The sequence below is a fragment of the Janthinobacterium kochi genome (genome assembly GCF_051380715.1).
In the GTDB taxonomy this organism is placed as follows: Bacteria; Pseudomonadota; Gammaproteobacteria; order Burkholderiales; family Burkholderiaceae_D; genus Janthinobacterium.
Map to the genome: position 1 here is coordinate 321,440 of NZ_JBNYXO010000003.1, position 25,994 is coordinate 347,433.

General features: G+C 61.6%; 16 protein-coding genes, 1 pseudogene and 2 riboswitches. Of the genes and pseudogenes, 9 read left to right on the forward strand and 8 right to left on the reverse strand.

What is annotated here, in order from left to right; all coding sequences use genetic code 11:
* The first annotated feature begins 196 nt into the window (after positions 1 to 196).
* Entirely contained in the window at positions 197 to 1,804 is a 1,608-nt protein-coding gene (locus ACQ4WL_RS09150; RefSeq protein WP_436509423.1) for a methyl-accepting chemotaxis protein, read from the forward strand.
* Positions 1,805 to 1,901: 97 nt separating this feature from the next.
* Positions 1,902 to 3,539, forward strand: coding sequence for a methyl-accepting chemotaxis protein (locus ACQ4WL_RS09155; protein ID WP_436509424.1), 1,638 nt, complete (start codon positions 1,902 to 1,904; stop codon positions 3,537 to 3,539).
* 17 nt (positions 3,540 to 3,556) lie between these two features.
* On the opposite strand, the gene ACQ4WL_RS09160 is transcribed toward ACQ4WL_RS09155, so the two are convergent.
* From ACQ4WL_RS09160 to mgtA, 3 genes are read right to left on the reverse strand one after another with little or no spacing between them, the layout of a single operon-like run.
* A complete protein-coding gene (locus ACQ4WL_RS09160; RefSeq protein WP_436509425.1) occupies positions 3,557 to 4,069 on the reverse strand; it encodes a ribonuclease HI family protein in 513 nt (170 codons plus the stop codon).
* Complete coding sequence (locus ACQ4WL_RS09165) at positions 4,066 to 4,407, reverse strand: hypothetical protein (protein WP_436509426.1); 342 nt, start codon at positions 4,405 to 4,407, stop codon at positions 4,066 to 4,068. Before ACQ4WL_RS09165 ends, ACQ4WL_RS09160 begins: the two co-directional genes overlap by 4 nt.
* 36 nt (positions 4,408 to 4,443) lie before the next feature.
* Positions 4,444 to 7,128, reverse strand: a complete 2,685-nt coding sequence (gene mgtA, locus ACQ4WL_RS09170; RefSeq protein ID WP_436509427.1) for a magnesium-translocating P-type ATPase — start codon at positions 7,126 to 7,128, stop codon at positions 4,444 to 4,446.
* A 1,402-nt stretch (positions 7,129 to 8,530) separates the two neighbouring features.
* On the opposite strand from mgtA, the gene ACQ4WL_RS09175 reads away from it, so the two are divergent.
* Positions 8,531 to 9,724, forward strand: a complete 1,194-nt coding sequence (locus ACQ4WL_RS09175) for a GGDEF domain-containing protein (protein ID WP_436509428.1) — start codon at positions 8,531 to 8,533, stop codon at positions 9,722 to 9,724.
* A gap of 253 nt (positions 9,725 to 9,977) precedes the next feature.
* On the opposite strand, the gene ACQ4WL_RS09180 is transcribed toward ACQ4WL_RS09175, so the two are convergent.
* Complete coding sequence (locus tag ACQ4WL_RS09180; protein ID WP_436509429.1) at positions 9,978 to 10,586, reverse strand: TetR/AcrR family transcriptional regulator; 609 nt, start codon at positions 10,584 to 10,586, stop codon at positions 9,978 to 9,980.
* 25 nt (positions 10,587 to 10,611) lie between these two features.
* Positions 10,612 to 11,829, reverse strand: a complete 1,218-nt coding sequence (locus tag ACQ4WL_RS09185; protein ID WP_436509430.1) for a Bcr/CflA family efflux MFS transporter — start codon at positions 11,827 to 11,829, stop codon at positions 10,612 to 10,614.
* 147 nt (positions 11,830 to 11,976) lie between these two features.
* Here ACQ4WL_RS09185 and ACQ4WL_RS09190 point away from each other — a divergent pair, with 147 nt between their 5' ends.
* Positions 11,977 to 12,144 (forward strand): hypothetical protein, encoded by a 168-nt coding sequence (locus tag ACQ4WL_RS09190; RefSeq protein WP_436509431.1) that lies wholly within the window; start codon positions 11,977 to 11,979, stop codon positions 12,142 to 12,144.
* Between the two features lie 157 nt (positions 12,145 to 12,301).
* Here the strand turns inward: ACQ4WL_RS09190 and gcvP are convergent, their stop codons facing one another.
* From gcvP to gcvT, 3 genes are all read right to left on the reverse strand, one after another.
* Positions 12,302 to 15,202, reverse strand: a complete 2,901-nt coding sequence (gene gcvP / locus ACQ4WL_RS09195) for an aminomethyl-transferring glycine dehydrogenase (RefSeq protein ID WP_436509432.1) — start codon at positions 15,200 to 15,202, stop codon at positions 12,302 to 12,304.
* Positions 15,203 to 15,314: 112 nt separating this feature from the next.
* Entirely contained in the window at positions 15,315 to 15,695 is a 381-nt protein-coding gene (gene gcvH / locus ACQ4WL_RS09200; protein ID WP_071077771.1) for a glycine cleavage system protein GcvH, read from the reverse strand.
* A gap of 80 nt (positions 15,696 to 15,775) precedes the next feature.
* Entirely contained in the window at positions 15,776 to 16,897 is a 1,122-nt protein-coding gene (gene gcvT, locus ACQ4WL_RS09205) for a glycine cleavage system aminomethyltransferase GcvT (RefSeq protein WP_436509433.1), read from the reverse strand.
* Between the two features lie 79 nt (positions 16,898 to 16,976).
* Positions 16,977 to 17,082, reverse strand: a riboswitch (glycine riboswitch).
* Positions 17,083 to 17,109: 27 nt separating this feature from the next.
* A riboswitch (glycine riboswitch) is annotated at positions 17,110 to 17,196 on the reverse strand.
* A gap of 169 nt (positions 17,197 to 17,365) precedes the next feature.
* On the opposite strand from gcvT, the gene ACQ4WL_RS09210 reads away from it, so the two are divergent.
* The 5 genes and pseudogenes from ACQ4WL_RS09210 (at position 17,366) to ligA (ending at position 25,981) form a co-directional block, all read left to right on the forward strand.
* Positions 17,366 to 17,962: an ATP-dependent Clp protease proteolytic subunit gene (locus ACQ4WL_RS09210; protein ID WP_436509434.1), complete on the forward strand. Its 597-nt coding sequence runs from the start codon at positions 17,366 to 17,368 to the stop codon at positions 17,960 to 17,962.
* 316 nt (positions 17,963 to 18,278) lie between these two features.
* Positions 18,279 to 18,527, forward strand: a pseudogene (locus tag ACQ4WL_RS09215) (phosphatase PAP2 family protein); the annotation flags it as partial.
* Between the two features lie 397 nt (positions 18,528 to 18,924).
* Complete coding sequence (gene smc / locus ACQ4WL_RS09220) at positions 18,925 to 22,452, forward strand: chromosome segregation protein SMC (RefSeq protein ID WP_436509435.1); 3,528 nt, start codon at positions 18,925 to 18,927, stop codon at positions 22,450 to 22,452.
* Complete coding sequence (locus tag ACQ4WL_RS09225; protein ID WP_436509436.1) at positions 22,449 to 23,615, forward strand: cell division protein ZipA C-terminal FtsZ-binding domain-containing protein; 1,167 nt, start codon at positions 22,449 to 22,451, stop codon at positions 23,613 to 23,615. The genes smc and ACQ4WL_RS09225 overlap by 4 nt, the downstream gene beginning before the upstream one ends.
* 14 nt (positions 23,616 to 23,629) lie before the next feature.
* On the forward strand, positions 23,630 to 25,981 hold the full coding sequence (gene ligA, locus ACQ4WL_RS09230; protein WP_436509437.1) for an NAD-dependent DNA ligase LigA: 2,352 nt from the start codon (positions 23,630 to 23,632) through the stop codon (positions 25,979 to 25,981).
* The last annotated feature ends 13 nt before the right edge of the window (positions 25,982 to 25,994 follow it).

The window sequence follows — 25,994 nt, forward strand, 5'->3', positions numbered from 1 at the left end:
CAATTGACTCTCGGCATTGCCTGGTTCTTCTGCAAGGCGCACGCTGGCGCATTTCCTGGCGCACGGTTCAGCTGAACCGTGCGCCAGTTTCACTTCAGTTTCACTTTTACGCCCGTTTCGCCACGGCAGCCAACCTGCACCGGCGCGAAACCGCCAGCCAGGTCGCCATGGCATCGGCGTTCTTTAGGATAGTCACATGAATTTATTACGCAACGTCAGCATCGGTGTCCGCCTTGGACTCGGTTTTGCCGTGATTTTGCTGTTTTCCATGCTCATTACGGGCATCAGCGTCTGGCGCCTGCACGACGTGGCCAGCGCCACGCGCGTCATGATGGAGCAGCCGCTGGCCAAGGAACGCTACATTTCCGACTGGTATGGCCGTATCGACAGCGCCGTGCGCCGCACCATCGCCATCGCCCGCAGCAGCGATACCTCGCTCAGTAGCTATTTCGCCGAAGAATCGAAAGTCTCCTCGTCCAGCTCGGCCGAACTGCAAAAGAAGATCGAGGCGTTGATCGACAAGCCGGCGGAAAAAGCCATGTTCGCGGGCTTGCTGGAACAGCGCAAGGTGTACATCAGCTCGCGTGACCAGGTCTACAAGCTGAAGGGCGAAGCGCAAGTCGATGCCGCCAATGAGGTGTTCGAAAAGACCTTCGTGCCGGCCGCCGCGAAATACCAGAAGATGGTGCTGGACTTGCTGGAACACCAGCGCGCCAGCATCGACACGACGGCGCGCGAAATCGACGCCGTCGCCAATACCAGCCGCAACCTGATGCTGGTGCTGGCTGCGCTGGCACTGGCTTTTGGCGTCGTGTGCGCCTGGGTCTTGACGATGGGCATCGTGCGCCCCCTGCGCACGGCCGTGGACATTGCCCGCAAGGTGGCCGATGGCGACTTGACGGCGCAGATCGACGCCAGCGCCAAGGATGAAACCGGGCAATTGCTGCTCGCCCTGAAGGACATGAACACCAGCTTGCTCAACATCGTGGGCGAAGTGCGCAGCGGCACGGACAGCATCGCCACCTCGTCGACGCAGATTGCCGCCGGCAACCAGGATTTGTCGAGCCGCACGGAAGAGCAGGCTGGTTCCCTGGAAGAAACAGCCTCGTCGATGGAAGAATTGACCAGCACCGTGAAGCAGAATGCGGACAATGCGCGCCAGGCCAACCAGTTGGCGGCCTCGGCGGCGCAAGTTGCCGTCAAGGGTGGCGCAGTGGTGGCGCAGGTGGTGGGCACGATGGAATCGATCAACGCTTCGTCGAACAAGATCGTCGACATCATTTCCGTCATCGATGGCATCGCCTTCCAGACCAACATTTTGGCACTGAATGCGGCAGTGGAAGCGGCGCGCGCGGGCGAGCAGGGCCGTGGCTTTGCCGTGGTGGCATCCGAAGTGCGCAATCTGGCGCAGCGCTCGGCTTCGGCGGCAAAAGAGATCAAGACCCTGATCGGCGCGTCGGTGGAGCAAGTCAATGCTGGCAGCATGCTGGTGGCGCAAGCCGGTTCGACCATGAACGATATCGTCGACAGCGTGCAGCGCGTGAGCGACATCATCACGGAAATCACGGCAGCGAGCAGTGAGCAAAGCGTGGGCATCGACGAGATCAACCGCGCCATCGGCCAGATGGATGCCGTGACGCAGCAAAATGCGGCCTTGGTGGAAGAGTCTGCGGCGGCTGCCGAATCGATGCAGCACCAGGCGCATAACCTGGCGCAGGTCGTCAGCGTTTTTAAACTGAATGGCCAGCAGGCGCTGAAACGCCCGGCAGCGCCGCACATCACCTTGCGTATCGGCACACGCTGATCGCGCCGCGGCTGCCCCGAGCAGCCGCTTTCTGCTGTCCCCCTTTTGCTGTCCCCTTTTTTATATAGTCTGGTTCCGCTTTTTTTAGGATATTCATATGAATTTGTTAAGAAACGTCAGTATTGGTGTGCGTCTCGGTCTGGGTTTTGCCGTGATCTTGCTGTTTTCCATGCTCATCACCGGCATCAGCGTGTGGCGCTTGCATGACGTGGCCATGGCCACGCGCACCATGATGGAATTGCCGCTGGCGAAGGAACGCTATATTTCCGACTGGTACGCGAAAATCGATAGCGGCGTGCGCCGCACCACGGCCATCGCGCGCAGCAGCGACACGACACTGGGCGCGTATTTTGCGGAAGAAGCTAAGCAATCGTCCGTCGTGTCGGGCGAACTGCAAAAGAAGATCGAAGCCTTGATTTCCAGCCCGGAAGAAAAGGAAATGTTCCGCCTGGTGAGCGAACAGCGCAAGGTGTACCTTGACTCGCGCGCGCAAGTGTCGAAGCTCAAGGCGGATGGACAGGAAGCGGAAGCGGAACAGGCTTTCCAGGGCATCTTCGTGCCCGGCTCGACGAAATACCTGAAAGTGGTCAACGACATGCTGCAGCACCAGCGCGCCAGCATCGACAAGACGGCACGCGAGATCGACGAAGTCGCCAAGACGAGCCGCAACTTGCTGCTGACTCTGGCTCTGCTGGCGCTGGCCTTTGGCGTAGTGTGCGCCTGGTTGTTGACGATGGGCATCGTGCGTCCCCTGCGCACGGCCGTGGACATCGCCCGCAAGGTGGCCGATGGCGATTTGACGGCGCAGATCGACGCCAGCGCCAAGGATGAAACCGGGCAATTGCTGCTGGCCCTGAAAGACATGAACACCAGCTTGCTCAACATCGTGGGCGAAGTGCGCAGCGGCACGGACAGCATCGCCACCTCCTCGACGCAGATTGCCGCCGGCAACCAGGATTTGTCTTCCCGCACGGAAGAGCAGGCTGGTTCCCTGGAAGAAACAGCCTCGTCGATGGAAGAGCTGACGTCGACCGTGAAGCAGAATGCGGACAATGCGCGCCAGGCGAACCAGTTGGCGGCGTCGGCGGCGCAAGTGGCCGTCAAGGGTGGCGCAGTGGTGGCGCAGGTGGTGGGCACGATGGAATCGATCAATACGTCGTCGAACAAGATCGTCGACATCATTTCCGTCATCGATGGCATTGCCTTCCAGACCAACATTTTGGCACTGAATGCGGCAGTGGAAGCGGCGCGCGCGGGCGAGCAGGGCCGTGGCTTTGCCGTGGTGGCATCCGAAGTGCGCAATCTGGCGCAGCGCTCGGCTTCGGCGGCAAAAGAGATCAAGACCCTGATCGGCGCGTCGGTGGAGCAAGTCAATGCTGGCAGCATGCTGGTGGCGCAAGCCGGTTCGACCATGAACGATATCGTCGACAGCGTGCAGCGCGTGAGCGACATCATCACGGAAATCACGGCGGCCAGCAGTGAGCAAAGCGTGGGCATCGACGAGATCAACCGCGCCATCGGCCAGATGGATGCCGTGACGCAACAAAATGCGGCTCTGGTGGAAGAGTCTGCGGCGGCTGCCGAATCGATGCAGCATCAGGCGCACAACCTGGCGCAAGTGGTCAGCGTCTTTAAATTGAATGGTCAGCAGGCCACGGTCAGCGGTTTGAAGGGGATGCAACGCCCGGCGGCCAAAACTCCGCAAGATGCCTTGCGGATTGGCCGCGCCGCTTAAGTTGCTTACCCCGGTATTTAAGCCTCTGGGGTGAAGCCGGCGATCGCCAGCTGCGATAGCCGGTCCGCCTCGCCATTCCTGTGGCGTGGCAGCCAGCGCAAGCTTACGTCATTGAATTGTTCCAGCAGGGCCACTACGGTGGCCCGCTGCGTTTCCAGCCCCTTGGCGCCGACCGGCGTCGTTCCCAGCACATCATTGATCACCACCTGACTGTCACCGTACAGCAGCAGTTGCACGGGCTGCGGGCGTACGCTGAGTGCCGCCTGCAGCACGGCCGTCAGGGCCGCATATTCCGCGTCGCTGCTGCTGCCATAACCCGCCGCCTGACACACTTCGATGCGCTCGCCGTCCGGCCCCAGCAGCAGGGCGCCTATGCCCAGCTTGCCCGGGTTCGGATGGGCGGAACCGTCGAACCAGCCGCGCCAGGCCTGCGGGCCGCCGTGGTCCTGGCGGCTGAGCGCCAGCTGCGCGCGGCGCGCCTGCATCTTTGCTTCCTTGCGCTGTTTGCGCGCCTGCGCTTCCGCCGTCATGGCTTGATGAGCCAGGTATCGATCAGGCTGCCTATCCAGCAGGCCACCAGCACGCTCACGGCCAGCGTCATGGCGGGGCCGTCATTGGCGGACAGCGAATCGACTTTTTCCACGATCAACTGCACGTCGAGGGGCAGGGCGCCACTGTCAATCTGTGCCATAACTTGGTCCAAACGTGCCATGATCTGGCGCAATACGAGCACCAGCGCGACCAGTGCCGGCACGAGGAACAGGCAGCCGCGCGCCTTGCGCCCGAGTACGAAATGCCCGCTGCCGGGAAACACCAGGGCGGACAGCAGCAGGGCTTGTGTGCGTTTGGAAAGGGGGGAACCGCTCATGCGTGCCTTTGTGGGGAGAAAGAGCGTTCCATCATACTATTGCCAGCCGAATTTGCGCAGGTACACGCGTTTCATGAACGTCGTCAGCACGGTGTAGCAGACGAGGATGCCCAGCAGCCAGGGGAAATAGCCTAAGGGCAAGGCTTGCAGCTTGAAGTAGGTCGCCAGCGGTCCCATCGGCAGGAACACGCCCACGGCCATGATGGCGGTGGTGGCCACCAGCAGGGGCAAGGACGCGATGCTGTCGATGAAGGGCAGCTTGGGCGTGCGGATCAGGTGCACGATCAGGGTTTGCGTCAGCAAGCCCACGACGAACCAGCCGGACTGGAACAGGGTCTGCTGTTCCGGGGTATTCGCGCCGAACACATGCCACATCAAGATAAAGGTGCTGATGTCGAAGATCGAGCTGATGGGGCCGAAGAACACCATGAAGCGGCCGATGTCGCGCGGGTTCCAGCTCAGTGGCTGCTGGATCAGTTCGGCGTCGACATTGTCGAAGGGAATGGCGATCTGCGACACGTCGTACAGCAGGTTTTGCACCAGCAAGTGCAGCGGCAGCATCGGCAAAAACGGCAGGAAGGCGCTGGCCACCAGCACGGAAAACACGTTGCCGAAGTTCGAGCTGGCCGTCATGCGGATGTATTTGAGCATGTTGCTGAAGGTGCGACGGCCTTCCAGCACGCCTTCTTCCAGCACCATCAGGCTTTTTTCCAGCAGGATGATGTCGGCCGCCTCCTTGGCGATATCCACGGCCGAATCGACGGAAATGCCGATGTCGGCCGCGCGCAGGGCGGGCGCGTCATTGATGCCGTCGCCCATGAAGCCGACGATGTGGCCGTTGCCGCGCAGGGCGCGCACCAGGCGTTCCTTGTGCAGCGGGCTGAGCTTGGCAAACACCGTGTGCTCTTCGGCCGCGCGGGCCAAGGTGGCGTCGTCCATGTCGTCCAGTTGCGGGCCTTGCAGCACGCCATGCACGGCCAGGCCCACTTCGCGGCAAATCTTCGCCGTCACCAGGTGGTTGTCCCCCGTCAAGACTTTCACGGTGACGCCATGTTCCGCCAGCGCGCGCAGGGCTGGCGCCGTCGATTCCTTCGGCGGGTCGAGGAAGGCCACGTAACCGATCAGGGTCAGCGCCGTTTCATCGGCCACGCCGTACACGGTTTTATGCGGCGGCACTTCCTTGACGGCCACGGCCACCACGCGCAAGCCTTCCGCGTTCAAACCATGCGTGGTTTCCAGCACTTTCGCCAGCAGGGCGGCGTCGAGTGCAATATTCACGCCGCCCAGGCGCAAATGGCTGCAGGCGGCGAGGATTTCCTCGACGGCGCCCTTGCAGATCAGCTCATGGTGGTCATTCTTTTCGGAAACGACGACGGACATGCGGCGGCGCACGAAGTCAAACGGGATTTCATCGACTTTCACATAATCGCGCGCCAGCTGCATTTCCGTCTGCAATTCCACATGGTCGAGCACGGCGCGGTCCAGCAGGTTTTTCAGGCCCGTCTGGTAATGGCTGTTCAGGTAAGCGAATTGCAGCACTTCATCGGAGGGCTGGCCAAACACGTCCGTATGGCGCTCGAGCACGATCTTGTCCTGCGTCAAGGTGCCCGTCTTGTCCGTGCAGAGCACGTCCATGGCGCCGAAGTTCTGGATGGCATCCAGGCGTTTCACGACGACTTTCTTTTTCGACAGTTTTACGGCGCCCTTGGCCAGGGTGCTGGTGACGATCATGGGCAGCATTTCCGGCGTCAGGCCCACGGCCACGGACAGGGCAAACAGGAACGCTTCCATCCAGTCGCCCTTGGTCCAGCCATTGATCAGGAACACCAGCGGCGCCATCACGAGGGCGAAGCGGATCAGCAGCCAGCTGACGCTGTTCACGCCCGCCTCGAATGCCGTCGGCGTGCGCTCGGTGGCCGTCACGCGCGTGGCGATGGTGCCGAAATAGGTGCGGTTGCCGGTCGCCAAGACCAGCGCCGTGGCCGCACCCGAGATCACGTTCGTGCCCATGAACAGCAAATTGGTCAGCTCCATGGGGTCGCGGCCGGCGGCATCGGCCAGTTCGGCCATCTTTTCCACGGGCAAGGATTCGCCCGTCATGGCGGCCTGGCTGACGAACAGGTCTTTCGCGGAAAGCAGGCGGCAATCGGCGGGGATCATGTCGCCGGCCGACAGCACGATGATGTCGCCCTGCACCAGCTGGCGGATGGGCAGCTCGGACTGCTGGCCATTGCGCAGCACAGTGGCTGTATTGCTGACCATGGCTTTCAGGCGCTCGGCGGCGCGGTTCGAGCGGCCTTCCTGAACGAAGCGCAGCAGGGTCGACAAAATCACCATGGTGCCGATGACGATGGTGGCCTTCGGGTCTTCCGTCAGGTAGGAAACAATCGCCAGCACGGTGAGCAGCAGGTTGAACGGATTCTTGTAGCACAGCCACAGGTGCTGATACCAGGCCAGCGGTTTTTCATGCTCGACCTCGTTTGGCCCCGTTTGCGCGCCGATGACTTGCGCCTCGGCATCGCGCAAGCCTTCCAGGCGCGTATGCAGGCGGTTCAGGGCGCTGTCCAGGTCTTCATGGGCGGCGGACAGCAACTGGCGCGCCAGATGATCGGGCACGGGGCGGGCCGTGCTGTTTTCCAGCGGCATCGCGCGGCGGCGGAAATGGCCGGCCGTATGGCGCTTGCGCAGGAATGATTCGAATAAGCGGGTGAAGAGATTCATGGCTCTTCCTTTCACGACGAGGTGTTGACGGGCGGCGCAGCCGCAGGCAAGACTTGCGTGCCGCCAAGACACAATAGTGCTGGCGGGCAATCCGGGTCAGTAGCCGGTCGCGATCGGAAAGAGGGGGGAGAGGCGCACGGCCACTTGGCCGCGCGAGACACCGCACCTTGCTCAGCAAGGCACGGAGGAAAGGAAGTTCCGCGTTGCTTGCTGTTTAGCTGCCGAGGCAATCACCGAGACAAGATCGGCTACTGTCACTAGAACAAGTACCCACGTGGGACTCCGTAAATGAATAATGAGGGCATCTTATGGATGGGCTGCAAGGGTGTCAACGGAAGAAATCTTAGGTTTCCAAAGTGTAATGTGGGTGTGGGTGAATATGAACGTAAGATGCCAAATAGTAAAGGTTGATGCACGTAGTGCGGGTGGTCATGATCGTGGGACTTTTGCTTTGGTCAGGAGCGGCCATTCGCGTTGATGTGACAATGTGTGATTTTTTGCAGCTTGGCAATCCGTTATGCTCGGGTACGCTGATTGGCTAGAAATAGCCATGCCAAACGCCATGCATATACAGAAAAACAAATGTCTATGGAATTGATCGTTGGGGCAATAATAGCCGGACTTGTTGTCATGTTCTTTGTCGGCAAGCACTTTTCTAAAAAACTACCCAAAGAAACACATTTCGAATGTGCCCGTTGCGGCACGGTTGCACGCCATACTGATCGAACCATTGACGCTTGGCGTAACAACAAAACCACATTCTTTTGCCAGTCCTGTCATATCCAATGGGTACATGCGAGGGCGCCACGAGAGCGTGCGCGTAGCACTTCTCCTGCCGGTTCCAGATCTGGATCCAAATCAGGATGCCTTGGCGTTGTTGTGCTGCTTGCCGTCGTTCCGTTGGCTGGCTTTCTACTGGTGTACGCGTATGCCTGATCCATTTCTGGCGTGCTGCGCTTGGCCACAAACCTCTCATCCCTTTCCAGCTTCTACGATGTTGCTGCTCAGTATGTCTGGAAACCGGCGGGTGACTGTTTTACGGCGAGCACTATTGGCAGCGACGAATGTCTTTCGGCCTATTGCGTTGAATAAGCTGAGCGGTAATAATTTCGGAAGGTCTCAGACCTCCAGGCAGTCGGTGATCGTTCACTCGCAACGGTATTTCTGCATTGATCATGAACGACAAACTCGACGTTGACGCAGCCGAGAAATATTACCCAGTTGACGTGACGTCAGCGCCCGGCCAAGAGCATACGGTCGCTTTATCACCGAGAAACAGCTTACGCACGCTAACCACGAATTCAGTTGGCCCCCAAAAGAGAGAGACCAAACTAAAGTTTCTTCATGTAAATTATTGCCGATTCTTTATGGGAATGCGGGTTTATTGGGATAATGCGGCCCCTTGGCTTATTTTGAAAGTGCGATAGTGGCTATAACGGACGTATCGACCCTATTCTTTGGCATGACACTTAACCTGTCGATCATGGCCGTGGCGCTGCCCTATTTCATGGGGCGGGTGAACCGTGCTGCGCGGTATGCACAAGCCGGCATCATACTGCAAACGGTGGGTTGGATTTTCCTGCTGTGGTCAAGCACCTTCGAACGGGGCGGCTGGGCCGACCACCTATTGTCAACGATGGCAATGGGTAGCGTCTCGGGCGGCATGGTATTCAATGCCATGGCCTTTCAATTGTGGTACGGCCGTAAGGCGAGTGCTCGCACGCCAGCCGCCATAGCCGTACTGATGACAGTCGGCTACTGCATCGGCTTTTCCGACTATCCGTTCCGGGTAGGCTGGGCGAATGGCCTGCTGGCATTGCAGATTGCAAGCATCATAGTTCCCCTGTGCCGCGCGCCACAGGTGGCAGTCGGACGCTGGCGTTGGTTATTAATCATATGCCTTACAGTTCAGATGGCAGTACTTGCCGGCCGCGCCGTGCTGGGTGTGTTCTACACCGCTGAGTTTCCGAATTTTTTTGGTCCGTACCTGGTCAACCGAGTGTTTGCCTTGTCATCGAACTCGATGATGATGATGTCGGTGGTGGCCATTCTCCTTGCGCACCGCGACGAGGCAGCCCGGGAACTGGAACGTTTGGCTACGCTAGACGGTCTGACCGGCGCTTTGAACCGCCGCGCTTGGGTACTACAGTCCGAAATCGACCTGGCCAGAAGTTTGCGATGCAAGCAGCCACTGGGTGTGTTGATGCTTGATCTCGACTATTTCAAGCAAATCAACGACAAGCACGGCCATGCAGGTGGCGACAGGGCGTTGCAAGTTTTCGTCACTGGTCTAAGGGCTGTGAGCCGTGTCGGAGATATGTTCTGCCGCTACGGCGGCGAGGAATTCTGCGTGCTACTCAACTGTGCTGACTGCACCTCGATCGTAGCTTACGACGAACGCATGCGGCAGTGGCTGGCGCGGCATTCGCTCAAGGAACTGGGTTTTGAACTCTCTTACAGCGGAGGCATCGCCATGCGCATGCACAATACCGACACCATAGAGAATATGCTTCAGCGTGCCGACGTCGCCCTCTACAAAGCCAAGTCGCAGGGGCGTGGCTGTACGCTTGCCAGCTCGGAAGTTCTCTGCGCATAAATCGGTGGCTTTGTATGTATTTACGGTTTCCAGGAAGAGTGGTGAAGCACTCTCGCAAGGGTTGCAATTGGTGAAGAATTCGCTTTATGTTCTTGCAGTGACTGCTTTGGGGCAAGCGGAACTTCGCATGCGAAAAATCCGGCAGCGAGCCGTACGACATTTGAATGTGGCAAACCGGCGTTTTCGAAGAGTCGATAGCGGCCTGTGTCAGACCTGTTCGTCGGTGCACAGTGTGGCGGTAAGCTATGCCGCATCAGGCCGATTGTGCCGCCATCGCCAGCGAATCGGAGAGGATTTGCCACAGGGCCGCGTGGCGCTGCTGCAGGGCGGCGCCGCCCGCGTAGATCAGTTCCACGTGCAGGCTGTCGACGATGCCCAGGTAGGCTTGCGCATACAGGTCGATACGCTGCGGCGCCAGAGTGGGCGCCATGCGGCCCAGGCTGGCCACGTAATGCTGCTGCAACTGTGCCAGCAAGGCTTCGTATCCCGTGCCGACTTCGATGCGCAGGGCGGCAGGCGGCAGGTAAGCCGTGCGTAGCAAAAAGCGCAGATGGGCCGAATCCCCGTAACGCTGTGCCATGCGGTCGCAGTACAGGGCGCCAGCTCGCTGGCCGCCGGGCGCCGCCAGCGCCGCTTCATCGACGAAGCAGGCATCCATGAAGGCTTGCTCTTCGGCCAGCGCGTCGGCAAACACGTCGAGGAACAGGGCGTCCTTGCCGGCGAAGTGCGAGTACAGCGACGCCTTGCGCATGCCGGCTTGCGCGGCGATGTCGCTGAGGGACGAGGCATCGTAGCCGTGTTCGGAAAAGTGCACGACGGCGACAGCACAGATGTTATCGGCCGAGGCCGAGCGTTTCTTCATATGAGGGTAGTGGTTGGGTCGGGCGTCAGTGCGCCCCCAGGCTGGTGGCGTGTGCCGGATGGATGCGCGCAGTGGCCAGGGTCAGCCATGATACCAGCAGGCCGGCCGCCGTCAAGAACAGCAGCCAGGGCAGCGGCCCCCGTTCGGACAGGCTGGCCGCCAGCGGCGTGGCCAGCGACGACAAGGTCATCTGGATGGCGCCCAGTAATGCCGCCGTGGAACCGAGCGCACGCTGTTGCGAACCCATGGCCATGGCCATCAGCGCCGCTTCCGCGATGCCCAGGCCAAACAGGGCCACGAACATGCCTGGCACGACGGCCGCTATTCCCCCTCCCGCCCAGGCACTCAGCAGGGCCAGCACGGCGCCGCCCAGCATGGCGGCGCTGCCCGCCAAGCAGAGGCGCGCCACGCCGTGCTTTTCCACCAGGCGGCCGCTGGCCATCGCGCCCAGCAGCACGGCTATGCCCGTGGCGCCGAACACCAGGCCGAAACTGCCGGCGGACAGACCGAAATCGCGCTGATACACCAGCGACGCCCCGCCGATATACGCAAACAGGAAAAAGAAAGTGGCGGACAGGGCCAGCGCGGGCAGCAGGAATGCACGGTCCAGCGCGATGCGCGCATACGTGCGGTGCAGGCCGCGCGGCGAGACGCGGCGGGCGTGGGGAAGCGTTTCCGGCAGAAACAGCGCGCTATTGAGCAGGGTCAAGGCGCCCAGCGCGGCCAGGGACAGCATCACGGCGCGCCAGCCGTAGTGCGCATCGAGCAAGCCGCCCACGGCGGGTGCCAGCATGGGCGCCAGGCCCACGATGGTCATCAACAGGGCAAACAGCTGCGCCGCTTTAACCCCATCGGCCACGTCGCGCACCATGCTCATCACCACGACCAAGGTCAGCGCCGCGCCCAGGCCCTGCAAGGTGCGCGCCAGCAGCAGGGTGGCCAGTTGATCCGCCTGCGACGCCCACACGGCCGCCACGATGTAGACGGCGATGCCGGCCAGCAGCGGACGGCGCCGGCCCAGCATGTCCGTCAGGGGCCCGCACAGCAGTTGCCCTGCGCCCAGCGCCAGCAGGAAAACGGTCAGGCTCAGCTGTACATTCGCATACGAGGTGTGCAGTTCGCGCGCCATGGCGGGCATCGAGGCCAGGTACATGTCGATGCCGGCTGGACCGAGCACGGCCACCAGGGCCAGGGAAGCCGCCAGCCCAGGACTGGCGGCGGGGAGAGTGGTTTGCTGCTGCATTGCATTTCCTTCGTATCGTCAAAAAACCGGGGCATGGACGCCACCGTGTTTTTTATTGTACACTTACTGCCTACCGGTAGGTAGCTTGTTCAATAATTTGAAAGGGATGAGAGCAATGAAGAACGAAACAATGACGGGAGAACTGGCATGACGGAAGTGGGAATTTCGCTCAGCGGCGTAGCCGTCGCGCTGCTGTTTGCCGCCTGGAGCTCGTACCGCGCCCGCTGCGAGCGGCGCGATGTCGTGTGCCTGACGATACTGGGCACCGTGCTGGGCTTGCCGGGTGCGGTCTTGCTGGCGTTGCCGGTTGCGTAGGTCGGATTAGCGGAGCGTAATCCGACGTCACCACACACGCCAACCATGTTGTCGGATTACTGCCCTCCGGGCCTAATCCGACCTACGATGAAAAAAGGCAGGCCGTCTGGCCTGCCTTCTTGTCGTCGGCACGCCCGCGGAAGCGGGCGCGTGGCGTTTACTCTTCTTCGTACGAACTGATTGGCGCGCAACCGCAGAACAGGTTGCGGTCGCCGTACACGTTGTCGGCGCGGCCGACCGGTGGCCAGTATTTGCGCTGGCGCAAGGAAGCGACGGGGTAGGCGGCGATTTCGCGGCTGTACTTGCGTTCCCAGTTGTCCGACATCAGCACCTGCGCCGTGTGCGGCGCGTTCCTCAAAGGGTTGTCGTCGTGGTCGAATTCACCGCTGGCGACCTTGGCGATTTCCGCGCGGATGGCGATCATGGCGTCGATGAAGCGGTCGATCTCCACTTTCGATTCGCTTTCCGTCGGCTCGATCATCAGGGTGCCCGGTACGGGGAAGCTCATGGTCGGCGCATGGAAACCGAAGTCCATCAGGCGCTTGGCCACGTCTTCGTTGCTGATGCCGGTGGCGTCCGTGATCGGGCGCAGGTCGAGGATGCACTCGTGCGCGACCAGGCCGTCGTGGCCCGAGTACAGCACCGGGTAGTGCGGCGCCAGGCGGCGCGCGATGTAGTTCGCCGCCAGAATCGCCGTCTCGGTCGCGGCCGTCAAGCCTTCCGCGCCCATCATCGCGATGTACATCCACGAAATCGGCAGGATGCTGGCCGAGCCGAATGGCGCGGCGCTGACGGCGCCGATGCCCGCAGCGTCGCGCTGGTAGCCCGACGAACGCTGGTTCGGCAGGAATTTCGCCAGGTGCGCGCCGACGCCGATCGGTCCGACGCCTGGTCCGCCACCGCCGTGCGGGATGCAGAAGGTCTTGTGCAGGTTCAGGTGCGAGACGTCGCCGCCGAACGAGCCGGGAGCGGCCACGCCGACCAGTGCGTTCATGTTGGCGCCGTCGATGTAGACCTGGCCGCCGTGCGAATGGATGATTTCGCACAGTTCCTGGATGCCTTCTTCAAACACGCCGTGGGTGGACGGGTAGGTGACCATCACGCAAGCCAGGTTGGCACTGTGCTTTTCCGCTTTCGCCTTCAGGTCGACCAGGTCCACGTTGCCGTTGGCGTCGCAGCTGGTGACGACCACCTGCATGCCGACCATGTTGGCCGATGCGGGGTTGGTGCCGTGCGCCGACGAAGGAATCAAACAGATGTTGCGGTGGCCTTCGCCGCGCGATTCGTGGTAGGCCTTGATCACCAGCAGACCCGCGTATTCGCCTTGCGAGCCGGCGTTCGGCTGCAGCGAGACGGCGGCATAGCCCGTCAGCGCACACAGCATTTCTTCCAGCTGCGCGATCATTTCGCGGTAGCCGACCGTTTGCGCATCCGGCGCGAACGGGTGGATGTTGGAGAACTCGGGCCAGGTGACGGGAATCATTTCGCTCGTCGCGTTCAGCTTCATGGTGCACGAACCGAGCGGTATCATGGTGCGGTCCAGCGCCAGGTCCTTGTCGGCCAGGCTGCGCAGGTAGCGCAGCATCTCGTGTTCCGAATGGTAGCTGTTGAAGACGGGGTGGGTCAGGTAGGCGCTCTCGCGCACCAGGTTGGCCGGCAGGGCGCTGGTCACACTTGCTTCCACGCTGTCCAGGTCAGGGGCGGCAGGCGCGTTGACCAGGCCGTGCGCGAACACCTTCCACAGCAGCGCGATATCGTCGCGCGTGGTGGTTTCATCGAGCGACACGCCCACATGGGTGTTGTCGATCTTGCGCAGATTGACGCCGTGGTGGATGGCGGTCGCGTGCAGTTGCGCTGCATCGGCGACGTTGATGGTCAGGGTGTCGAAGTAGGTCGCGTTGACGACGCCATAACCGAGGGTCTTCAGGTTGGCGGCCAGCACGCCCGTGTAACGGTGCACACGCCGGGCGATCTGCAGCAGGCCGGCAGGGCCGTGGTAGACGGCGTACATCGACGCCATCACGGCCAGCAGCACTTGCGCCGTGCAGATGTTGGACGTGGCTTTTTCGCGGCGGATATGCTGTTCGCGCGTTTGCAGGGCCAGACGATACGCCTTGTTGCCTTGCGCATCGACGGTCACGCCCACCAGGCGGCCCGACATATTGCGCTTGAATTCATCGCGCGTGGACAGGTAGCCGGCGTGCGGGCCGCCGAAACCGAGCGGCACGCCGAAGCGCTGGCTGTTGCCGACGACGACGTCGGCGCCCCATTCGCCAGGAGGCGTGAGCATGGTCAAGGCCAGCAGGTCGGCTGCGACGATGACCATGGCGCCATTCGCGTGCAGTTTTTCCACGCCGGCGCGGTAGTCGCGCACGACACCGTTGACGCCAGGGTATTGCAGCAGCACGCCGAAGCACGCGTCCAGCGACTCGATTTCCGCCGGATCGAAAGTTCGCACCTCGATGCCGATCGGCTGTGCGCGCGTCTGCACCACTTCCAGCGTTTGCGGCAGCACGTCGCTGGCGACGTACAGCACGTTCGACTTCGACTTGCCCACGCGCTGGATCAGGGTCATCGCTTCGGCGGCGGCCGTGCCTTCGTCCAGCATCGAGGCGTTCGAGATACCCATGCCGGTCAGGTCGGTGATCACTTGCTGGAAATTCAGAATCGCTTCCAGGCGGCCTTGCGAAATCTCTGGCTGGTAAGGCGTGTAGGCCGTGTACCAGGCCGGGTTTTCAAAGATGTTGCGCAACACGACGCCTGGCGTGAAGGTGTTGTAATAGCCCTGGCCGATCAGGGATTTCAATACCTGGTTCTTGCCGGCGATGGCTTTCAGGCGCGACAAGGCTTCCTGTTCCGGCATCGGCTGCGAGTAGGCGCCCAGGGGCAGGGCGCCCTTGTTGCGGATGTTGGCCGGCACCAGGGCGTCGATCAGCGCGGCGCGCGATGGATAGCCGAGGGTCGCCAGCATGGCTTGCTGTTCGGTGGAAGAAGGGCCGATGTGGCGGGCGATGAAGGCATCGCGTGCTTCGAGTTGGGTCAGGCTGGTGCGGGTCATGATATAGAGGCCAAAAAAGACTGAAAAACCGGGAGGCGGCGCGCGGGCGCTGCGGTAATTTATTGCAACCAAAGCAAACGGGCCGCAAACGCGGCCCGTGAGTCAGACGCGATTACGCGCTGGTGGTGGCGCCATAGGCGGCAGCGTCGAGCAAGCCGTCCAGGGCCGACACGTCGGCTGGCTTGATCTTGAACAGCCAGTTGGCGTAGGCGTCGGCGTTGATCGACTCTGGCGAGTTGACCACGTCGTCGTTGACGGCCACGACTTCGCCGGCGATCGGCGCGTAGATGTCGCTCGCTGCCTTGACCGATTCCACCACGGCGGCGTCGTCGCCGGCGCCATAGGTATTGCCCACGCTTGGCAGTTCGACGAAGACGATGTCGCCCAGGGCGTCCTGCGCGTACTCGGTGATGCCGACGGTGACGGTGCCGTCGCCTTCAAGGCGTACCCATTCGTGGGAGGCGGTGTACTTCAGGTCTGCAGGAATGTTCATGTGTGGCTCCAGATGGTAAGTGTTCGTTATTGATGATGGTTGTTCGGTCTTGCGGGCGGTGGCTCTCTATCGCGAATCGCTTACGCAACCAGGATTTTACCGTTACGCACGAAAGGCAGCTTGACGACGGAGGCGGCCAGTTGCTTGCCGCGGATTTCCACGTGCACGCTGTCGCCCACGTTCACGCCGTTGGGCACGCGCGCCAGGGCAATCGCTTCCTGCATGGTGGGGCTGAAGGTGCCGCTGGTGATTTCGCCCGTGGCGTCGTTGCCGGCGATGATGACTTTTTGATGGGCGCGCAGCACGCCGCCTTTTTCGCGCAGGATCAGGCCCACGAATTGCGCGTTCTGGCCTTTGGCCAGCAGGGCGGCCTTGCCGATGAAGTCACGCTCGCTGACCAGGTCGATGGTCCACGCCAGGCCCGCGTCGAGCGGGTTGACGCTTTCGTCCATGTCTTGGCCATACAAATTCATGCCCGCTTCCAGGCGCAGGGTGTCGCGCGCACCCAGGCCGGCCGGCTTGACGCCGGCGGCGATCAGGGCGTTCCACAGCGCTTCCACCTGGGTGGCGGCCACGCCGATTTCAAAGCCGTCTTCGCCCGTGTAGCCGGTGCGCGCCAGCATGACTTCGCCAAACGCGGTGTCCTTGACGATGACGACGTTGAACGGCTTGATGGCTTCGGACGCCGCTTGCGTTTCCGGCAGCACTTGCCATACCTTGGCGCGCGCGTTCGGGCCTTGCACGGCCACCAGGGCCATCGGCTCGTTGGCATTGCGGCGTTCGGTAATCGTCAGGCCGCTGTTGGTGGCTGTATTTTGCTGCTGCATCCAGGCCACGTCTTTTTCCGCCGTGCCCGCGTTGACGACCAGGCGGAACCAGTTTTCATTGAAGAAGTAGACGATCAGGTCATCGATGACGGTACCTTCGGCATTCAACATGCACGAATACAGCGCCTTGCCCGATACTTGCAGCTTGTCGACGTTATTGGCCAGCAGACCGCGCAAAAAGGCGCGCACGTTCGGGCCTTCGATATCGACCACGCACATATGCGACACGTCGAACATGCCGGCATCGCTGCGCACGGCGTTGTGCTCTTCGATTTGCGAGCCGTAGTTGACGGGCATGTCCCAGCCGCCGAAATCGACCATGCGGGCGCCGAGGGCACGGTGGGCGTTGTTGAGTGGGGTCGCTTTGAGCGTCATGGATTCCTCGGGACGAAGGTAAAGGGGAAGTTAACAGAACACGCAATACAGAGAGCCAAAACGGCACTCCATCGTGATCACTGACCCCCCTGTCCTTTGTACCTGAGAGATTACGGGGGCTTGCCCCGTGCGCCCCTTCGGTGGGCCGCCGGCAATAGCCGCGGCCGCTCTCCAGAGTTGAGCTAAAAATGTTGCGTAAGCAACATCTTCAGTCCGCCTGATCGGTCCTTTTGCCTGAGAGTTTTTGGGTAGTGCCCCTTCGGCGGCAACGCTGGGTTGCCCTCTCCCGATCAAGTGGAAGGAATATATGCCAGCAGGGTGTTTCTGTCAATCTGAAAAGACGTTGCCAAATTGCAGCAAAAGCCGCAGTTTGCCGGGCGGGAAGGCGCTGCGTTCCAGCGCAAGAGGGCGCTGCACCGCGCGCGAATGCGCTATGATGAAATTCTGGCTTTCTTGCGGGCGGCTGCCATGAACACGACACAGAGCGGGATACAGCACGAGACACAACACGAGACACAAAACAACACCGAGCAGCACGGTTATTTCACCCTCTCGGGCGACGTCAACAGCGACATGGTGCGGCGCGTCTTCAATGTCGTGGCCGATATCACGGAAGACAAGCTCACCACCGCGCACATTTTGATCCAGTCCAACGGCGGCTATGTCAGCGATGGCATCTGCCTGTACAACTTCCTCAGCAAGTTGCCGCTCGACATCATTACCTACAACGCAGGCGCCGTGGCGTCCATCGCCGTCACCTTGTTCCTGGCGGGGCGGCACCGTTATGCCAGCGACACGGCCCGCTTCATGGTGCACAAATCGCATGCGACGGCTTCGCCCGGTTCGCGGCCCGATGCGCTCAGCATCATCGTCGAGGGCTTGCGCGCCGACGACATGCGTACCGAGCGCATCCTGCGCGGCCAGGTCAACCTGACGCAAGAGCAATGGCAGGTGCATGCGTATTCCGACCTGCACCTGACGGCCGATCAGGCGCTGGAGGTGGGCATGATCGAATCGATCCGCGACTTTGCTCCGCCCAAAGGCAAGCGTCTGACGAATATCTGACGCTCCGGCTCTTTCCAGGCGGATGGTTTTTGCGCGGGAATTTTGTAATGGAATGTAATTCTTCGCTGCAGCACAGCAAAAGCCGCGCGGAACAGGACAGAGTCGTGGCATAGTGCACGCTGATCATGAAATAAGCGCACGTACGATGACTTGGTGGAATGGAATTTCTTTTGCGGCCGACATGTCCGTCATGGGGCCGGCTGGCGTAGCGATTGCCCTGTGGCTGCTCGTGTCGCGCCAGTGGCGCCTGGTGCTCAGCTGGAGCATGTGGTACGGCGGCGGCCTGGCGCTCGTAGTGCTGTCGAAGCTGGCTTTCATGAGCTGGGGCGTGGGCAGCAGCGCGCTCGATTTTACGGGTTTCAGCGGCCACGCCATGCGTGCCGGCGCCGTATTTCCCGTGCTGATGTATGTGCTGCTGCAGCGGGCCGCACCGCACTGGCGCCATGCCGGCGTGCTCGTCGGCGTGGCATTTGCCGTGCTGGTAGCCATATCGCGTGTCGTCGTGCATGCGCACAGCGTGTCGGAAGCGGTCAGCGGCTGCGTGCTGGGCCTGGCGTTGGCGCTGGGCTTCATGTGGAATGCCCGTGGCGCCGTCAATTTCGCCGTCAGCCATGCGCTGGCCCTGGCCAGCCTGGTGCTGATGGTAGTGCTCAGCTTCAAGGCGGAACCCATGCCGACCGAGCAGTGGCTGCAAAAATTGGCCATGGTGCTGTCCGGCCATGAGCGCGTTTTCTCCCGTGAAGACTGGAAACTGGCGCAGGATGGACACCCAGCCCGTTAAAATGGCGCTGGCCAGCACTTGATGCTGCTGTTTTTTGGCCAGAAAAGCATCGGGAAATGGTATGATGGACCACTTTTTTGCGGTGAGCGGCCAGACTGCCGTCGCCATGGTGTATCTGAACTGAATACGAACCGGGTTCGCCGATCTCAACCGCCAGCATAGGCCAGGAACTCTAAAACACGTGCGTCTCTCTTCCATCAAGTTGTCGGGATTTAAGTCTTTCGTCGATCCCACCAATTTTCAGGTGCCAGGCCAGCTCGTGGGCGTGGTCGGGCCGAATGGCTGCGGCAAGTCGAACATCATCGACGCCGTGCGCTGGGTGCTGGGCGAATCGAAAGCGTCGGAACTGCGCGGCGAGTCGATGCAGGACGTCATTTTCAACGGCTCCACCCACCGCAAGCCCGCCGGGCGCGCTTCCGTGGAACTGGTGTTCGACAATAATGACGGCAAGGCGTCCGGCCAGTGGGGTCAGTACGCCGAGATCGCCGTCAAGCGCACCCTGACGCGCGACGGCACGTCCACCTATTACATCAACGGCCAGCCCGTGCGCCGGCGCGACATCCAGGATATTTTCCTTGGCACCGGCCTTGGGCCACGCGCCTACGCCATCATCGGCCAGGGCATGATTTCGCGCATCATCGAATCGCGTCCCGAAGAATTGCGCGTCTTCCTCGAAGAAGCGGCCGGCGTGTCGAAATACAAGGAACGCCGCCGCGAGACGGAAAACCGCTTGCAGGACACGCGCGAAAATTTGCTGCGCGTGGAAGACATCTTGCGCGAACTCAATGCCAACCTGGAAAAGCTGGAAGCGCAGGCGGCCGTGGCCACGCGTTTCCACGCCTTGCAGGCGGACCAGGAAGAAAAGCAGAAACTGTTGTGGCTGCTGCGCAAGAACGAGGCGCAAAACGAGCAGACGCGCTATTTCCGCGAAGTGGAACAGGCGCAGACCGACCTGGAAGAGCAGACGGCCAAGCTGCGCAACGTGGAACTGACCCTGGAACAGATGCGCCAGGCGCACTTTGCCGTGGGCGACCGTTTGCATACGGCGCAAGGCCATCTGTACCAGACGAATGCGGAAATCGGCAGCCTGGAAGCGCAGATCAAGTTCGTCATCGAATCGCGCGCCCGCCTGCAGGCCCAGCTGGCCACCTTGACGGCCCAGCGCGACCAGTGGAACAGCCAAGGCGGCGAGTACCAGGAACAGATCGAAGAGGCGGAATTCCACCTCGAGGAACTGGCCGCCAAGGTTGAGCAATCGCAAATGATGGCCGAGCAGAAGGGCGAGCAATTGCCCGAACTGGACGCCGCCTGGCGCGCCGCGCAAAACAAGAGCACGGAATCGCGCGCGCGGATTATGCAGGCCCAGCAGCAGCTGGAACTGGAATCGGCGCACCAGCGCAACGCTTCGAACATCCTGGCCAGCCTCTTGACGCGCCGCGAACGTCTGCAGCAGGAAAAGAACAGTCTGAGCCTGCCCGACAGCAGTCACCTGGAAAACCTGAAACTGCAGCTGGAAGAAAAGCAGCAGACGCTGGAAGAGCAGGGTTTTTACCTGGAAGAAGCGCTGGAACAACAGCCCAAGCTGGAGCAGGAACGGATGGAGGCGCAGGCGCAAGTCAATGCCGAAACGGCCGCCAACGCCCAGCTGGAGGCGCGTCTTTCCGCTTTGAAACAATTGCAGGAGCGGGTACAGACGCAGGGCAAGGTCCAGCCGTGGCTGAAAAAGCACGAGCTCGACACCTTGCCGCGCCTGTGGCAAAAGCTGCAGATCGAAGCGGGCTGGGAAGCGGCCATGGAATCGATCCTGCGCGAGCGTACGTCGGCCCTGCAACTGTCGAATATCGACTGGGCCAAGGCATTCTTTGCCGACGCGCCGCCAGCCAAGCTGGCCCTGTACGCGCCGTCCACCGTGGCGCCGCTGCCCCTGCCGGACGTGCCAGGCCTGAAGCCGTTCCTGAACTTGTTGAAACTCAATGATCCCGGTTTGCGCGGCTTGCTGCAGGATTGGCTGTACAACGCCTACGCCGTGGAAGACGCGGCCGAAGCGCTGGCCGAGCGTAGCAAGTTGCCGCCGGGCGGCTATTTCGTCACGCGGCTTGGCCACGTGGTCACGGCCACCAGCGTGCGCTTCTATGCGGCCGATTCGGAGCAGGAAGGCATGCTGGGCCGCCAGCAGGAAATCGAGAATATCGGCAAACAGTTGCGCGCCCAGCAATTGCTGGCCGAAGAAGCGCGTGCCCGTTCCGTGCGGGCCGATGCGGCCGTGGGGACCTTGACGCGCAATCTGTCCGATTTGCGCCTGCGCATACAGCAACTGACGTCGTCCGTGCATACCTTGCAACTGGATGTGGTGAAATTGTCGGAAGTCGAAGCGCGTTTCAACCAGCGCAGCACGCAGATCGGTGCCGACCTGGCGGAGATCGCCGCGCAGGAAGCGGAACAGATGCAGACCAAGCTGGAGTCGGAAGAAAAATTCGAACAGCTGGACATGGAACTGGGCAACTTGCAGGAAGCGCACGAAGACGGTCATACCGATTTCCTGCTGAAGGAACAGCGTCTGGCCGAGGCACGCGAAGCTTTGCGCGACCTGGAGCGGGCCGCCAAGGATACGGAATATGCGGAAAAAGCACACCGCGCGAAGATCGAGGAATTGCGCCGCAACATCGCCACGGCCAGCACGCAGGCCCAGCAAGTGACGGCCAGCCTGCAGGCTGGCGAACTGGAACTGGCCAACCTGGAAAGCGGCGCGGCCGCCGACGGCTTGCAGGACTTGCTCGAGCGCCGCACCACGCAGGAGCGGGCGCTGGCGGACGCGCGCCATGAACTGGACCAGATCACGCAGCAGCTGCGTCTGTCCGAGGATGCGCGCACGCAATCGGAGCGCAGCTTGCAGCCGCAGCGCGACAAGATCATGGAAATGCAGCTCAAGGAACAGGCCGCGCGGCTGAACCAGGAGCAATTCGCCCAGCAATTGCTGGAATCTGGCGCCGACGAGGCTGTCTTGAGCGAAAAGCTGCATCCGGACATGCGTCCATCGTATCTGCAGGGCGAAGTGACGCGTTTGACGAATGCCATCACGTCGCTGGGCGCCGTCAACCTGGCCGCGCTGGACGAACTGGCGCAGGCGTCCGAGCGCAAGAATTTCCTCGACGCCCAGAATGCCGACTTGACGGAAGCGATCAATACGCTGGAAGACGCGATCCACAAGATCGACAAGGAAACGCGCGACTTGCTGCAAGACACGTTCGACAAGGTCAACCACCACTTTTCCGAGCTGTTCCCCATCCTGTTTGGCGGCGGCCAGGCAAAGCTGACCATGACGGGCGACGAGATTCTTGATTCCGGTGTACAAGTCATGGCGCAGCCTCCTGGCAAGAAAAATGCCACCATCCACCTGTTGTCCGGTGGAGAGAAGGCGCTGACCGCGACCGCATTGGTGTTTTCCATGTTCCGCCTGAATCCGGCGCCGTTCTGTCTGCTCGACGAAGTCGATGCACCGCTGGACGATTCGAACACGGAACGCTTCTGCCGCATGGTCAAGCGCATGTCCGACCAGACCCAATTCCTTTTCATTTCGCATAACAAGATTGCGATGGAAATGGCCCATCAATTGATCGGTGTGACGATGCAGGAGCAGGGCGTATCGCGCATCGTGGCGGTGGACATGGAGTCCGCCGCAAATTTTGCAACCGAGGCACAAGCAGCATGACAGACCTTCAAATTACCTTGTTCGGCGCCGGCGGCGTCTTTATTGTCGGCGTTTTCTCGTACAACAAATGGCAGGAATACAAGGCCAAGAAAAGCGTGGAGCGGGCCTTTTCCACCGACCATGACGACGTGCTGATGCGTGAGGGTGACGCCCCCGTGGCGGATGTCCAGGAACCCGTCTTGCGCCAGGAGCCGCGCTTTGATGCCGCGCCTGCCGCCAAGGCCGAACCGTCGTTCGGCGCGCCGCCAGCGGCGCCCGTGTCCGACGCCCCCGTGCATGCGGAACCGTCGCTGGGGGATACCCCTGCCGAGCCAGTCCCTGCACCAGCCGCCGAACCCGTGCAAGAAGTGAGTGCCGCCAGCGAGCAGGCGACCAGCCTGGTCGACCCGCTGATCGATTGCCTGTTGCCCCTGTCGCTGGAAGCGCCCGTGCGCGGCGACAAGATCCTGCCCGTGCTGCAAACCCTGCGCCTGGTGGGCAACAAGCCCGTGCACTTCATCGGCTTGCACGTGAATGGCGACTGGGAACCGATCACGCATGGCGGTGTCTATACCAAGATGCAGGGCGGCGTGCAGCTGGCCAGCCGCAGCACGGCCTTGAATGAACTCGAATACTCGGAATTGGTCACGCGCCTGCGTGGCGTGGCCGACGAGATCGGTGCCGAGCCGGAAGTGCCCGACATGATGGAAGTAATGGCCGAAGCGCGCAATCTGCACCGCTTTGTCGCCGGCCACGATGCCCAGCTGGGCGTCAACCTGCATACGAACGGTGCGCCATGGGCCATTTCCACCTTGCTGTTCGCGCTGGAAAAACAAGGCTTTGACGTGCGTCCGGACGGCCGTTTCGTCATGCCGGACGGCGATGGCAGTTATCTGTTCTCGCTGTCGACGAATGTCACGCTGGCCGAGGAAACGACGCCCCGCTTGACCCTGCTGCTGGACGTGCCATGCGTGGCGCCCGCGCGTGATGGTTTTGGCGCCATGGTCGCTTGTGCCAAAGCGCTGGTGGGCCGCCTCGACGCCACCATCGTCGACGATTACAATCAGGCCCTGTCGGACGCGGCGCTGGCCGAGATCGCCGGCCAGGTGCAAGAGTTTTACCAGGAAATGGACGCGGCCGACATTCCGGCCGGCTCCACCCGCGCCCTGCGTTTATTTAGCTGAAGAATCCCGCAACAATGACTGATCCGATCAACCAGGACGCGACTGCACGCGTCCTGGCACTCACTGCCGAACTCAATCGGCATTTGCACGCTTACCACGTGCTCGACAATCCCACCATTCCCGACGCCGAGTACGACAAGCTGTTTGTCGAACTGCAGGCGCTGGAAGCTGCCCATCCTGCACTGCGCATGCCCGACTCGCCCACCTTGCGCGTGGGCGCGGCGCCCTTGCCGCAATTCGAGCAAGTCACGCACACGGTGCCGATGTTGTCGCTGAACAATGGTTTCTCCGACGATGATATCGTCAATTTCGACCGCCGCGTGCGTGAAGGCCTGGACCTTGATACGCAGGAAGTCGCGTATGCGGCCGAAGTGAAATTCGACGGCCTGGCCATCAACCTGCGCTATGAAAATGGCCTGTTCGTGCAGGCGGCCACGCGCGGCGACGGCGCTACGGGGGAAGACGTGACGGCGAATATCCGCACCATTTCCGGCATCCCTTTGCGCCTGCATGGCGACAAGATTCCCGCCGTGCTCGATGTCCGCGGCGAAGTGATGATGTTCAAGGCCGATTTTGCCCGCCTGAACGAACGCCAGCGCGAAGCAGGGCACAAGGAATTCGCCAACCCGCGCAATGCGGCGGCCGGCAGCCTGCGCCAGCTCGATTCGCGCATCACGGCGCAGCGCAAGCTGCGTTTCTATGCCTACGGCATCGGCGCCCTCGATGGCGCCGCCATGCCGGCCTCGCATTCGGCCTTGCTGGACTGGTATGAAACGCTGGGCATACCCGTGTCGAAGGAACGCCAGGTGGTGCAGGGCGCCCGGGGCTTGTTGGCATACTACGCCGATATCGGCGCGCGCCGCCCCGCTTTGCCCTATGAAATCGACGGCGTGGTCTACAAGGTGAACGCGACGCAAGACCAGCAGGAGCTGGGCTTCGTGTCGCGCGCCCCCCGTTTTGCTCTCGCGCACAAGTTCCCCGCCGAAGAGGCGCTGACGGTGGTGCTGGGCATCGACATCCAGGTAGGCCGCACGGGCGCCATGACGCCCGTGGCGCGCCTGGCGCCCGTGTCCGTCGGCGGCGTGACAGTGACCAATGCCACCTTGCACAATGAAGACGAAGTGCTGCGCAAGGATGTGCGCGTGGGCGATACCGTCGTCGTGCGCCGCGCCGGCGACGTGATTCCCGAAGTGCTGTCCGTGGTGCTGGAAAAACGGCCGGAACCGGCGCCGCTGCCGTTCAAGATGCTGGAGCGCTGCCCGGTCTGCGACTCGCACGTGGTGCGCGAAGAGGGCGAGGCGATCGCCCGCTGCTCGGGTGGCCTGTTCTGCTCGGCGCAGCGCAAGGAAGCGTTCCGCCATTTTGCAGGCCGCCGCATGATGGATATCGAAGGCCTTGGGGAACGTTATATCGACACTCTGGTCGAACTCGAATACGTGCATGGCCTGGCTGACCTGTACAGCTTGACCCTCGATAAATTGCTGGAAATGAAAGTGCGCGCCGACGAGCGCGATGGTTCCACGCCGGAAACAGTGCAACAAGGCAAGATTCCAACCAAATGGGCGGAAAACTTGCTGGCTGGCATAGAAGCGAGCAAGCGCCCGCCGCTCGAGCGTTTCCTGTTTGCGCTGGGCATCCGCCACGTGGGTGAATCGACGGCCAAGACCTTGGCCGAATGGCTGGGTAGCCTGGACTATGTGCGCCGCGCGCCGGCGGCTTTGCTGCGCGTGCTGCCCGACATCGGCGGTACCGTGGCCGTGTCGATTGCCGATTTCTTTGCCGAAGAAAAGAACCAGCAGGCGCTGCAGGCATTGCTGGACGCTGGCGTCACGCCGCAGGGCGAACACGCACCCAGCGCCAAGCTGCGCACGCAGCTGGAGCAAACCACGCTGCTGGCGGCCATCGGCATCCCCAAGCTGACGGAACCGCGCAGCAAGCAGCTGGTGGAACGGGGCGTGACCCTGGCCAGCCTGGCGGCGCAAGGCGCCAGCTTCCACGCGGGTTTGCCCGCCGCCGTGGCCGAAGCGCTGGCGCAATGGCTGGCCGATGAGGGCAATGTCAAGCTGCTGGCTCAACTGGACGCCCTGCGCAATGAATTACTGTCACAATTGCCTGAAATGTCAGCCGCTGGCGGCAAGTTGGACGGCAAGACTTTCGTCTTGACGGGCACCTTGCCCAATATGAGCCGCGACGAGGCCGCGGAGCTGATCGAGGCAGCCGGTGGCAAGGTCAGCGGTTCCGTGTCGAAGAAGACGGGCTACGTCGTGGCCGGTTCGGACGCAGGCAGCAAGCTGGCCAAGGCGCAGGAACTGGGCGTGGCCATCCTTGACGAGGCTGGTTTGCTGGCCTTGCTCGCGCAAGACTAATCATTAAAATATT

Bases quoted from the DNA above. Each gene is read 5' to 3' on its own strand.
- ACQ4WL_RS09150 (WP_436509423.1), top strand. From the start codon at position 197: ATGAATTTATTACGCAACGTCAGCATCGGTGTCCGCCTTGGACTCGGT.
- ACQ4WL_RS09155 (WP_436509424.1), top strand. From the start codon at position 1,902: ATGAATTTGTTAAGAAACGTCAGTATTGGTGTGCGTCTCGGTCTGGGT.
- ACQ4WL_RS09160 (WP_436509425.1), bottom strand. From the start codon at position 4,069: ATGACGGCGGAAGCGCAGGCGCGCAAACAGCGCAAGGAAGCAAAGATG.
- ACQ4WL_RS09165 (WP_436509426.1), bottom strand. From the start codon at position 4,407: ATGAGCGGTTCCCCCCTTTCCAAACGCACACAAGCCCTGCTGCTGTCC.
- mgtA (WP_436509427.1), bottom strand. From the start codon at position 7,128: ATGAATCTCTTCACCCGCTTATTCGAATCATTCCTGCGCAAGCGCCAT.
- ACQ4WL_RS09180 (WP_436509429.1), bottom strand. From the start codon at position 10,586: ATGAAGAAACGCTCGGCCTCGGCCGATAACATCTGTGCTGTCGCCGTC.
- ACQ4WL_RS09185 (WP_436509430.1), bottom strand. From the start codon at position 11,829: ATGCAGCAGCAAACCACTCTCCCCGCCGCCAGTCCTGGGCTGGCGGCT.
- ACQ4WL_RS09190 (WP_436509431.1), top strand. From the start codon at position 11,977: ATGACGGAAGTGGGAATTTCGCTCAGCGGCGTAGCCGTCGCGCTGCTG.
- gcvP (WP_436509432.1), bottom strand. From the start codon at position 15,202: ATGACCCGCACCAGCCTGACCCAACTCGAAGCACGCGATGCCTTCATC.
- gcvH (WP_071077771.1), bottom strand. From the start codon at position 15,695: ATGAACATTCCTGCAGACCTGAAGTACACCGCCTCCCACGAATGGGTA.
- gcvT (WP_436509433.1), bottom strand. From the start codon at position 16,897: ATGACGCTCAAAGCGACCCCACTCAACAACGCCCACCGTGCCCTCGGC.
- ACQ4WL_RS09210 (WP_436509434.1), top strand. From the start codon at position 17,366: ATGAACACGACACAGAGCGGGATACAGCACGAGACACAACACGAGACA.
- ACQ4WL_RS09225 (WP_436509436.1), top strand. From the start codon at position 22,449: ATGACAGACCTTCAAATTACCTTGTTCGGCGCCGGCGGCGTCTTTATT.
- ligA (WP_436509437.1), top strand. From the start codon at position 23,630: ATGACTGATCCGATCAACCAGGACGCGACTGCACGCGTCCTGGCACTC.